This window comes from Lysinibacillus sp. FJAT-14745 (assembly GCF_001275675.1).
Taxonomy (GTDB): domain Bacteria; phylum Bacillota; class Bacilli; order Bacillales_A; family Planococcaceae; genus Lysinibacillus.
Map to the genome: position 1 here is coordinate 12,868 of NZ_LITM01000007.1, position 11,234 is coordinate 24,101.

The 11,234-nt window shown below is 36.8% G+C and carries 11 protein-coding genes; 4 read left to right on the forward strand and 7 right to left on the reverse strand.

Features of this window, described 5'->3' with window-relative positions; all coding sequences use genetic code 11:
• Positions 1 to 74 precede the first annotated feature (74 nt).
• The 3 genes from yugI to AMS59_RS13035 all read right to left on the reverse strand — a co-directional run bounded on the left by yugI (position 75) and on the right by AMS59_RS13035 (position 2,731).
• On the reverse strand, positions 75 to 452 hold the full coding sequence (gene yugI / locus AMS59_RS13025) for a S1 domain-containing post-transcriptional regulator GSP13 (RefSeq protein WP_053484180.1): 378 nt from the start codon (positions 450 to 452) through the stop codon (positions 75 to 77).
• A gap of 85 nt (positions 453 to 537) precedes the next feature.
• A complete protein-coding gene (locus tag AMS59_RS13030; protein ID WP_053484327.1) occupies positions 538 to 2,190 on the reverse strand; it encodes a hypothetical protein in 1,653 nt (550 codons plus the stop codon).
• Complete coding sequence (locus AMS59_RS13035) at positions 2,183 to 2,731, reverse strand: RNA polymerase sigma factor (protein ID WP_053484181.1); 549 nt, start codon at positions 2,729 to 2,731, stop codon at positions 2,183 to 2,185. Before AMS59_RS13035 ends, AMS59_RS13030 begins: the two co-directional genes overlap by 8 nt.
• 228 nt (positions 2,732 to 2,959) lie before the next feature.
• Between AMS59_RS13035 and AMS59_RS13040 the strand changes: the two genes are divergently transcribed.
• Positions 2,960 to 4,294 (forward strand): sodium-dependent transporter, encoded by a 1,335-nt coding sequence (locus AMS59_RS13040; protein ID WP_053484182.1) that lies wholly within the window; start codon positions 2,960 to 2,962, stop codon positions 4,292 to 4,294.
• Positions 4,295 to 4,611: 317 nt separating this feature from the next.
• On the opposite strand, the gene AMS59_RS13045 is transcribed toward AMS59_RS13040, so the two are convergent.
• The gene (locus AMS59_RS13045) at positions 4,612 to 4,872 is read right to left on the reverse strand and encodes a DUF1871 family protein (RefSeq protein WP_082337499.1); all 261 of its coding nucleotides are present in this window, start codon (positions 4,870 to 4,872) and stop codon (positions 4,612 to 4,614) included.
• A gap of 72 nt (positions 4,873 to 4,944) precedes the next feature.
• On the opposite strand from AMS59_RS13045, the gene AMS59_RS13050 reads away from it, so the two are divergent.
• Positions 4,945 to 6,117: a MalY/PatB family protein gene (locus AMS59_RS13050; RefSeq protein WP_053484184.1), complete on the forward strand. Its 1,173-nt coding sequence runs from the start codon at positions 4,945 to 4,947 to the stop codon at positions 6,115 to 6,117.
• A gap of 211 nt (positions 6,118 to 6,328) precedes the next feature.
• On the opposite strand, the gene AMS59_RS13055 is transcribed toward AMS59_RS13050, so the two are convergent.
• Positions 6,329 to 6,541 carry a hypothetical protein gene (locus AMS59_RS13055; RefSeq protein WP_053484185.1) on the reverse strand — a complete coding sequence of 71 codons (213 nt, stop codon included), beginning with the start codon at positions 6,539 to 6,541 and terminating at the stop codon, positions 6,329 to 6,331.
• 22 nt (positions 6,542 to 6,563) lie between these two features.
• Positions 6,564 to 7,151, reverse strand: a complete 588-nt coding sequence (locus AMS59_RS13060) for a peptidylprolyl isomerase (protein WP_053484186.1) — start codon at positions 7,149 to 7,151, stop codon at positions 6,564 to 6,566.
• 440 nt (positions 7,152 to 7,591) lie between these two features.
• On the opposite strand from AMS59_RS13060, the gene AMS59_RS13070 reads away from it, so the two are divergent.
• Together AMS59_RS13070 and AMS59_RS13075 are read left to right on the forward strand one after the other, a co-directional pair.
• Complete coding sequence (locus tag AMS59_RS13070; RefSeq protein ID WP_053484188.1) at positions 7,592 to 8,299, forward strand: hypothetical protein; 708 nt, start codon at positions 7,592 to 7,594, stop codon at positions 8,297 to 8,299.
• Positions 8,300 to 8,699: 400 nt separating this feature from the next.
• Positions 8,700 to 10,550: a transglycosylase domain-containing protein gene (locus AMS59_RS13075; RefSeq protein ID WP_053484189.1), complete on the forward strand. Its 1,851-nt coding sequence runs from the start codon at positions 8,700 to 8,702 to the stop codon at positions 10,548 to 10,550.
• Between the two features lie 104 nt (positions 10,551 to 10,654).
• Here the strand turns inward: AMS59_RS13075 and AMS59_RS13080 are convergent, their stop codons facing one another.
• Positions 10,655 to 11,218: a DUF5366 family protein gene (locus tag AMS59_RS13080; protein ID WP_053484190.1), complete on the reverse strand. Its 564-nt coding sequence runs from the start codon at positions 11,216 to 11,218 to the stop codon at positions 10,655 to 10,657.
• Positions 11,219 to 11,234 lie beyond the last annotated feature (16 nt).

Here is an 11,234-nt window from a genome sequence, read left to right on the forward strand (position 1 = left end):
CTGTCTGTAAACGCCCGATTGGTGAAGACTAATAATCAGTGGGGATAGAGCTCCCCACTGATTAAAGTTTCACTTTAATGTCCTGACTGCTCGATCCAGTCCTGTAATTTATCTTTTAGGGAATTAAAACCATTCGCATCCGATTCATCTACACGGTCCTGCAATGATTTACGTGGTAGTGCATCTTTTTTACGCAATGTAGCTGGGCGCTCCTGTAAAGCTCGAATCGATAAACTAATTTTTTCGGCATCTTCATCGATTTCAAGTATCTTCACGTCTACCTCTTGTCCAACTGACAAAAATTCACTAACGTCCTTTACAAAGCCGTACGTAATTTCGGAAATATGCACAAGGCCTTGTGTATCTTCATCAAGCGCAACAAATGCACCATACGGCTGTATACCTGTAACTTTTCCGCTCAACACGTCCCCTAATTCATATTTTTTTCCCATAAACTTTGCCCACTTTCTTTTTGTTTGCTACGTATATATCACCATAAATTATAACATACGCGTATTAGTGGGGCAAAAAATCTCCTTATTCGTTAATGGCACTAATTAGGTAATGCTGTTCACCATTTTTAGTTACTACAGAGGTTAATTTAAAGGATAATTGCTGTCCAATTACTCCACGTGCCTCACTTCTTACTTCAGCTTTAATATGAAGTGACGAACCCCCTATTTCATGAAGAGCTTTAAAATTTTCCATCCCCTCAAACTGAACAACTGTATCTATATCCAAATCATCAGTCAATAGTCTCTGAGCTATTTCTCGATCACCAGTCCCATGAGCATATAAAAATAAACTAACAATATTAATTGGATTTAAAGTGTTAATAATTGTATCATCCCTCGTCTCTACATACGAATTGTAAAGAGTTTTAGTTTGCTCTATCCAATCAGGATTAATTGCTATACTTGTTGTCCCATCCTCTGTCTGCATAAATAAGTCTTCTCGTGCATATAAAATCCCCATCCATATATCGTATGTTGTTAACTGTTCTAGAGTCTTAGATTGTCCCGTTAACTTTATTTCATCTAGTATTAATTGGGCTGTTTTGCGCATTGCCTCACCATATTCCCCATTCGCAATGGTAGTTAATAAATCCATGTATTCAGGTTTGAATTGCCCAGTTTTTGTACGAATTGGATTGGTGTCAGTCCCTTTAAAAATGGTAAGCCATGTATTTTCAAACTCTCCCTTTAATACGTTGAACTTATCCATATCTGTAGAATTATCCGCTACAAGTGTTTTTTCATAGAGCCGTAGAATAGTTGCCGAATCCTCTCTAGAATAGAGTAAATCTCCACCAACAAGCAATGAGCCTGTAGCCAAGTATTTAAAATATCCTAATACATTTGGGTGAAGGCGGTCAATATATTCGGGCGCGTCTTTCCCGAATACAGGGTTTGGTCGAAAACTATAACTTTGTCCATTATATTGCAATTCCAAATATTGCTTTTCAGCCGTAGCAATTAATTTATTTAGGTCTGCTGGGAGACTTTTTGGTTTTTGAGATAATACTTTTTCATACGGAGCAAGCTTATTAGAATAATAGCTTGCAATTTCTTCTGCTGAGTGAGAATATCCACTATAAAAGTAATAAGATTCTTCAAATGACATAGGATTTTCGTAAGTTTCGATACTCTGTATTCGCTCACGTGGCGTTTGTAGATTGTCCAATATATCTGTTTCTACACCTTTTCTATAGTTGTCATTTGCGTTCTGTATTCTTAAAACCATCTCTTTTCTTTTAGATAAATCGTACAATTCATTATCTGCAATTTGAACTATTTCACTAAACTCTTTCTCTGGTATGTCGAGCTCTTTACTCATTTGTTCACGTTTTTCTTGATATTTTTTTGTAAGGTTTGAAAGCCATTCGTCATACGCATTTTCTTTTGCTTGTTCCTGTTCTTGTTCAGCTGTTTGAACAAATGTCGATGGATTAATCACATACGACGAAACGAAAACGCCTACTAAAAGTACACTTGCAATGCTCGCTATCCAGACGGCTGGCTTTTGCCATCTTGAAGGGGGCTTTTTTGTTGTTATGATTCCTGGCGAATGTTGTGTTGCATTTTCTGCCTCGATTTGTGCGAAAACGGCTTCTGGATCTAACTGTGATTCCATGCGATCATAGGATTTTTTTAGAAGCTCCATTCGTTTTTCAAATTGTTTATCATCCATTTTCAACACTCCCCTCCTGCATTAACAACGCTTTGAGCTTTTCCTTTGCACGCAATATACGAACTTTGACAGTTGATAACGAAATATTTAGTACCTCGGCTATCTCCTCATACTTTAATTCATGGAAGTAAAATAATATAAGAGGATAACGATACTTTTCATCAAGTTCTTTAATAGCATTATGTAATAACCTATCCTCTTCAAAATTAAGGACATGCTTTTCTGCTGAAGATGAGGGCATTTGTTGCTGAGCACTTAGCTTTTCTCCCTTTGCCTGCTCTCGTTGTTCTTTGCGATAATAATCACGTGTTGCATTCAATGTGATTTTATAGAGCCATGTCGTAAAACGATCCTGCTTAAATTGATGTAAAAAACGATAGAGCTTCACAAATACCTCCTGCGAAACATCTGCTAAATCATCACTATGTACGCCGCATTGAAAGGCAAATTTTTCAACTGTTCGTTGATGTATTCGGATCAGCTCTATATAGGCGTCTTTGTCTCCTTGGTGAGCCCGTTCTATTAATTCAGTTTCTGTCACAGTCATCCCCCCTTTGCACATGTAACGAATCATTCCTCCTAATTGTTACATATTTAAATAGATTTTACTTTTTTAATAATAGCTCCAAACACTAATTACGTCGCTAAAATTACCTCCACTGTTCAAACAAAATTATTCCAGAATATCTATAAATCATTTTCTGAAATTACTTGTGAAACGAGAATATTGCTGTAAAATGAAACTTTAGTATAAGGAGGATTAATTTTTGTGTCTTCGAGAGATCAATTTACATCTAAAATTGGGTTTATTTTAGCTGCCGCTGGAAGTTCTATAGGGTTAGGAGCTATTTGGAAGTTTCCTTACATGGCGGGTACTAACGGCGGAAGTGTCTTTATTTTTCTATTCATCCTATGTACATTTTTCATCGGTTTGCCAGTGTTAATTGCAGAATTTATGATTGGTCGTCGTGGGCAAAAGGATGCTGTCACGTCGTTCAAGGAACAGGCGCCAGGAAAACCATGGTACTTCATAGGATGGGGTGGCATGATTATAGCCGGTCTAATACTGTCATTCTACAGTGTTGTTGGTGGCTGGATTTTAAGCTACTTAGGCCGCGCCATAACATTCCATCTCAAAAATTCAAATGGTAATTATGCAGATTTATTCAATAACATCATTTCAAGCCCATTTGAAGCAGTGCTTGTACAAGGATTATTTATGTTGTTAACTGTAGTAATTGTATCAGCAGGCATTAAAGGTGGGATTGAAAAAGCTAGTACATGGATGATGCCACTGTTATTCATCTTTTTCATCGTATTAGTTATACGTTCTTTAACATTGGACGGTGCAATGGAAGGTATTAAATTTATGTTCGTCCCTGATTGGTCCTATTTAAATGCAGAAACATTTTTAAAGGCACTTGGACAAGCTTTCTTCTCGCTAAGTGTTGGGATCGCGGTAATGATCACATATGCTTCCTATTTATCAAAATCAGAAAAGATCGGAAATTCAGCCATCAATGTGGCATCAATGAATATCATTATTTCTTTACTTGCAGGTCTAGTAATTTTCCCAGCAGTGTTCGCACTTGGCTATACACCTGATCAAGGTCCTGGCCTCGTATTTATTATTTTACCTGCTGTTTTTGAACAATTACCTCTTGGTGGACTGTTCTTAACGATTTTCTTTGTACTCTTACTATTTGCTACAGTTACTTCTTCCATTTCCATGTTAGAAATTGTCGTGGCTATCGCAATTGGAGATAAGCCTGAAAAGCGTAAAAAAATCGCTTGGATTGGCGGTATTATTATTTTTATCGTTGGTATTCCAAGTGCACTATCATTCGGCATCTTATCTGATGTAAAAATTTTAGATCGCTCTATTTTCGACTTTGTAGACTTTTTGACCAATAGTATCGGTATGCCAATTGGTGCCTTATTGATTTCTATCTTTGCAGGCTATTATTATACAAAGGACATTTCTCGTAAGGAGCTTGCAACATCTAGTCTGATGTTCAATATTTGGTATATTTTAATTCGTTATGTTTCTCCGATAGCGATACTAATTATTTTCATTCAGGGAATTTTACCGTTGTTTAAATAAAAAAAAACGAGGTTGTCTCAAAATTGAATGACAACCTCATTTTCTATAGAAAAGCAGAAGCATTATTGCGTCCGGATTCGGCTTTGTGCTTAGGCCAACATGATGTTTTTTGCGCGAAAGCGTAGTGCTAACGTAGCGGCAGCAAGGTGTTTTGTCTGTGCGAAAACGAAGCGACAGCAAAAGTGTTTTATCTGCGCAAAAGCGAAGCGGCAGCGGCAACAACATGATGTTGGTCACTTAGTCGTTGCCACAGGTCGTGGCGTTCTTAGACTGAGTTCCTCTATTTCAGCGGATGTTTTGACACCCACTAGAAGAAGTTAAATAATGCATTTTGCTTCAAATTTTATCGCGATAAGTTTGTAAGAAATGGCTACACAATCTTCATATGGTATCCATTCTTCAAATGAATGCTCATATGTTTCTTGAATAACCTTTGCAAGAGTAGATGGATCATCAATTCCTTGCAATGCTGCTACAACATCTGCAGTTTCAGTATCATAATGATCTGGACCTAAGTGGAATGGATCCCACTCCTCTAGCAGGTGTACGGCTGCTTGATTCATTTTTATATTTTCCAAAATACTCACCTATTATCCTTTTATCATACTCGTATGATACCATAGTAAATAAAAAAGAAAAGAGTGATTTGCTTGTCTATTTTCGATCAAACTATTAAACGTCGTTGTACAAACTCGGTAAAATGGGACGCAATGGAAAACGTATATGAGCTACAAGAGGCTTCAGACATACTTCCAATGTGGGTAGCGGATATGGATTTTTCTGCACCAATAGCCGTATCAAAAGCGCTACAAGAGCATGCTGAAAAGACTGTTTTCGGCTATAGCTTTGTTAGCGATGAAGCGGTACAGGCGATCGTAGACTGGCAAAATGCTCATCATGATTGGCACATTGACAAAGAATCAATTGTTTTCTGTAACGGTGTTGTTGCTGCTTTAGCGGATAGTATCAAAGCACTGACAAATCCAGGAGATAAAGTACTTATTTCCTCACCTGTCTACCCACCATTCTATAACATCCCGAAAAGTAATGGTCGAGAGATTGTTAATTGTCCTTTAGTAGAAAAAGATGGGACATTTGTCTATGACTTTGAAGCCTTTGAACAAGCACTTGCTCAAAACGTGAAAGCCTACATATTGTGTAATCCTCATAATCCAGGAGGATATGTATGGGATGAAGCTACATTAAAGGAAATCGTACGACTATGTGCAAAATATGATGTAGTGATTATTTCAGATGAAATTCATTCGGATTTAATGTTAGATGGCTCTAAACATACACCATTAGCAAAAATCGCTGGTGATGAAATTGATCGTATTATTACGTGTATGGCACCGACAAAAACGTTTAATTTAGCTGGTATTCAAGTTGCCTATATGATTGTACCGGATAAAGAAAAGCGAATGTTACTAGAAGCAGTTCATATGGCTAGTGGGCAAGGCTCATTAAATACCTTTGCTTCAGTTGCACTTCATGCTGCTTATTCAGAGGGGTCCCCATGGTTAAGTGACATGCTTACTTACATTTCAAATAATATGGACTATGTGATTGCTGAATTAGGTCAATTACCCGGCATCCATATTAAAAAACCCCAGGGCACTTATTTACTTTGGATTGATTATCGAGAATTAGGACTTGATGAAAAAGAAATCATGAAACGCTTGCTGGAAAATGGCAAACTTGCATTAGAGCCAGGGACAAAATACGGCGAAGAAGGTTGCGGCTTCCTACGTATGAACGTCGCTTGCTCATTTGACACAGTAAAAGATGGTGTTCAACGCTTTAAGCAAGCACTTCAGCAATAAAAAGTAAATAGTGAAGGATATCTCTCAAGCTTTTCTGAGATATCCTTTTTTTTGTTTAGAAAATATATCTCATAAGGAAATTAAGCATCTGGAGAATGGAGTGAAGACACACAATACATGAGGTGTTTTAGCATAAGATTAATGAGAATGAATGATGCCCCGCAGTCCTTAATGGCTGCGAGGCATCTGGCTTCCCACGAAAAATGTGTTTTTAAATGTTTTGCTGATTGTTTGTATTATTTTTCTCTGAAAGAATACGTGCTTCGATTTCCTTTGACTTCATTTCTTGTTTCTTAGAAATCTTACGGAAAACAGTAAATACAACAATACATAAAATAAGCATGATTAAAAATTCAAAAGCTGCAGGAATATAACCTGATTTATCTTCTGGGAAATATAAAAATTGATACATTAAATGTTTCATGTTTTACACGTCCTTACAATTATTATTCAAAAACTGTAATTGACTCGATTTTCACATCTTCTACTGGTTTATCACGGAAGTCTTTTTCTACGTCTGCAAGTTTGTCGACAACGTCCATTCCTTCAACAACATGACCAAATACTGTGTGTTTATGATCTAACCAAGGAGTACCACCATTTTGAGCATATGCTTCAATAATCTCTTCTGGGAAGCCAGCACCTTGTAATTGGCGAAGCATATCACTTGGAAGGTGCTTCATTTGTACGATAAAGAATTGTGAACCATTTGTATTTGGACCCGCATTTGCCATTGAAAGGGCACCGCGAAGATTAAATACTTTTTCAGAGAACTCATCTTCGAAAGAGTTACCCCAAATTGATTCGCCGCCCATACCTGTACCAGTTGGGTCACCACCTTGAATCATAAAGTCTTGGATCACACGGTGGAAAATGATGCCGTCATAGTATCCTGACTTTGCATGGCCTAAGAAGTTTTCAACAGTTTTTGGTGCATGCTCTGGGAATAATTTAATTTTGATGGCACCTAATGTTGTTTTCATTTCTACAAGTACTTCGCCTTCTAGTACTTCTGTTGTTAATTGTGGAAACATTGAAGTCTCTCCTTTAAATGTAAAATTTCAGTTTCAATGAAAATGATAGTACTATCATTTCTGACCTTATTTTAGTCTAACACACTTCTTACTGGTTTTCTTCACCAAAGTATTGACGATTTATTGCACTTTTAATTTTTGGACTTATCACCATACTGTGGAGTTGATTTCCGTTCCAGCTGGGCTCTTTCCTGCGGGCGTCCGTTGAGCCGCTTGGGCCAATAAGTGTTTTTGTGTGAAAGCGAAGCGGCAACAGCAGAAGTTTTTTGCACGAAAGCGTAGTGCTAACGTAGCGGCAGCGGCACGATGTTGGTCACCGGTTAAGAAACATTCTTTCATATTAACCCCCTTAGTATATTTTTTATGATTGTTCATATATCCCCTTGATCAATAATAAAGATGGATTATATGGATAATAGTAGAAAAATGGAGGGATTGAAATGAAATTTATACAAAAAATAAGTGTAATCGGACTGTCGGTATGTCTGTTGAGTATCGTTTTTTCATCTGCTAGCATGGCAACAACAATCGTTACAGAAGAGCATCTGAATTCAGTAAATAATAAAAATAAAAAAGAAGTTCATTATTACAAAAACGACTCCGCCAAAATAGTAGCAAAAGAAACAAAAACGGTACTGATTAAAACAGAAAAAGAAGATAAATCATTATTAGAACAAAAAACAAAAGAATTTGAAGAAAAAATGAAAATGGAACAAATAGCCTTTATTGAAGAGGGATTGAAAAAAGCAACAACGCTTCAAGATGTAGAAAAAGTAAAAAGTGATGCAGCCAACTTATTAAAAAAAGAAAAAGAATTGTTTAAAGCAGAAAGTAAAAAATATGTAAAAACAATGATTGATACAGAAAAAGTGAACTTAGCGATGATTTCAAGTTCATATAAGACGGTTAGAGATGACTTTTTCACCTTTAACAAACACGGATTCTATTACTATGATGTAGATAAAAATGAATTTGTTCCAAACGATAAAGTAAATACAACAGAAGAAGTAAAAGAATTTGAAAAAAAACACAAAGAAGATACAAAATTAAAAGATAATCCAATCAACACCTTAATCCTGTTCATTCTCCTTGGATTGTTATGTATAATTCCTCTTTTCATAAGTAACAGACAAAAAAACAGAGCGTAAGCGTTATTGATGCTTTTAGCCTTCGTTCCTCTATCGCTAATCCACAAGAAGTCATCCACACTCCAATCGACCTATTCACATGACATACGTTTTTACAACATGACATCCAACTTTTTAGTTTTATCGGAATACTTTCAGGAATTATCGCCCAACTTTTAAATTTTATCGACATCCGCCTTCCAAAGAGCAAAAAAAGGATTCACAAAACTATTTGTGAATCCTTTTACTTTATTATGTCGCCCAGCCTTCACTCCAATCAATTAATACATTTTAACAAACGTCATCTCCAACTTCGTAGCAAAATTATTTGATAAATACAAATTAGGTCTGAACGCGTATTTGGAAACAATCCAAATTATGTTATTCTGTTCAATGACTCATATTTAGAGTGGAGGCACACATGAAAAAGGCTTTTGGTTTTTTTATCATTTTACTATCCTTGCCTGCCCTTTGGTGGATTAGTACAAATATTAGGACAGAAATCAATATGGCACAAGCGCACGAGGAGCAAATTGCTAGCGCTATTCATTTACCGGAAGTACAGCCACAGCTTCCAGTAACACTTATTGATCGAAACGGCAAAACATTTAGCGAAGAATATGTCGAATGGCGGCAACCTTTACCATTACAGAAAATCCCAAAAATTGCCCAGGAAATTTTTATCGCAAGTGAGGACGCTCATTTTTATGAGCATATCGGCTTTGACTTCAGTGCTATCATCCGTGCAGTTGTTGCTAACTCAAGCACAAATTCATCTTCTCAAGGTGCTAGCACCATTACACAACAGCTCGTTCGTATGCGTTATTTATCCGACGAAAAAACATATGAACGAAAATTAACAGAGATTTTTTACTCTCATGAGCTTGAGAAAGAATTTGATAAAGACGAGATTTTAACGATGTATCTAAATGAAGCCTATTTTAGCAATCAAGTTTATGGAATCGGTGGGGCAGCTACATATTATTTTCAGAAACCACTCCAAGAATTATCTATAGCTGAAATTGCATTTATTGCTGCCATTCCAAATAACCCCTCACTGTATAATCCTTTAAAAAACTTTGATAAAACAAAGGCGAGACAGGAGCGGCTGTTAGATACACTCGCAGCAAGTGGCGCTATAACAAAAGAAGATGCTATTACATATAAAGCAGAAACGATAACGTTACATGTAAAAAATAAAGTACAAAGCTACCCTATGTACAGCACTTACGTCTTACAAGAGCTTAGATGGTTAGTTGCAGAAAAAGAAGGTTATTCAGATCGACTTGCCAAAACACAAAGCGAGGAAGAGCAGAAAAAAATCAAAGCGCAGCTAGACAATCGACTCAATACATTATTTCAAAATGGATTAACGATTTATACCGCGCTAAATCCAGACAAACAAGCACATGATGAGAAGAAAATGACTGCAATTCTAGGTTCAGGCAAATTACAAGCAGCTGGAGCAGTTATTGATAATACATCTCGTGAAGTTGTTAGTCTTTATGCTGGGAAAAACTATGAAAAGTTTGGTTATCATCGTGCCTTTCAAGGTACGCGTCAGCCAGGCTCTGCTTTTAAGCCACTAGCGGTATATGCTCCTTTCTTTGAAACGACAGCACACACACCCGATTCTATCGTTAGTGGTGGCAGTTATTGTGTCGGTTCATTTTGTCCACAAAACTATGGAGGCTTTAAATACGGTGATGTACCAATTCGAGTAGCATTTCGATATAGCTATAATACATCGGCTCTCCGTCTCTTTAACACAGTCGGAGTTGACAAAGCCTTCAGTTACTTAGATCGTTTTCACTTCCGCTCTATCGGGGCAAAAGATCATAATTATGCGGCCTCTCTAGGAGGATTAACGTATGGTGTTACAGCACTTGAACTAGCAGACGCCTATACAAGTTTTATAGACGGCTCATACGTACTGGCCCATAGCATCCGTAAAGTGACAGCAGCTGATGGCACAGAGCTTTACAGCTGGGATTCAGAACGCGATCAAATTTGGTCACCGAAAACCGTTAAGTATATGCGTTCGATGCTTGCAGATGTTGTTACTAAAGGTACAGGACAAGGCGTTTATAGTAGAAGTAACTATGTCGGTGCCAAAACGGGAACAACTAACGACTATCGTGACTACTGGCTCGCTGGATTAAATGATGAATACACTGCAGCAGTATGGCTTGGCTACGATAAGCCACAATCTATGGAGAGATTAGAAGCGTATAAGATTCATCACAAGCTATTTAATGTTCTACTGGAATAAAGTAAACTAAAAGGAGCAGCCCTGAGTGAAATTCTTCACTCTCGGGCTGCTCCTTTTATTGTATAACGTTACTATGTAATTGAATAAGATGTAAACCGTAGCGTTTAATGAGCAAACGGTAAGCTTGCTAAGATGCCATTATACAATTTTAAAACAACATAAACAAATAGCGATAATAGTATAGTCCACATAAAAAGTTCAAATACTAATAAGCCAATCGTTCCACCCATCGACATAAAATGACTCATTTTATAGATAAGGTAAATAAAGTAGATAAGAACGGTTAAGACAAAAATACCTACTAAAACGTAAATAAATTGAATAGCAAAGGCTGAACATATTGCACCAACCAATAAAATGATATATCCGCCTCGTGCTTGATTAACTGTCGCACCATCATTATCCTTGGAGAAAAATAACATTCCTAGCTCATGAATAGTTTCCCCTACTAATTTTAATGCTGAAAATAACATAAAAAAGATCCCAGCAAAGACAATTAGCAAAAAAACACGGAGCTCGAAATCGGATAAAAACTCCCGCATGCCGGAATACACACCGATTGCATGAAAAACTTGCAATGATTCACTTACAGCATACATCCCAAATGTCAAACTAAACAATAAAATTGTGATTAATGGTAGATAACCATAAATATAAGGATTCTTCATAAAAATTTTTTCCCTC

Bases quoted from the DNA above. Each gene is read 5' to 3' on its own strand.
- yugI (WP_053484180.1), bottom strand. From the start codon at position 452: ATGGGAAAAAAATATGAATTAGGGGACGTGTTGAGCGGAAAAGTTACA.
- AMS59_RS13030 (WP_053484327.1), bottom strand. From the start codon at position 2,190: ATGGATGATAAACAATTTGAAAAACGAATGGAGCTTCTAAAAAAATCC.
- AMS59_RS13055 (WP_053484185.1), bottom strand. From the start codon at position 6,541: ATGAAACATTTAATGTATCAATTTTTATATTTCCCAGAAGATAAATCA.
- AMS59_RS13060 (WP_053484186.1), bottom strand. From the start codon at position 7,151: ATGTTTCCACAATTAACAACAGAAGTACTAGAAGGCGAAGTACTTGTA.
- AMS59_RS13070 (WP_053484188.1), top strand. From the start codon at position 7,592: ATGAAATTTATACAAAAAATAAGTGTAATCGGACTGTCGGTATGTCTG.
- AMS59_RS13075 (WP_053484189.1), top strand. From the start codon at position 8,700: ATGAAAAAGGCTTTTGGTTTTTTTATCATTTTACTATCCTTGCCTGCC.
- AMS59_RS13080 (WP_053484190.1), bottom strand. From the start codon at position 11,218: ATGAAGAATCCTTATATTTATGGTTATCTACCATTAATCACAATTTTA.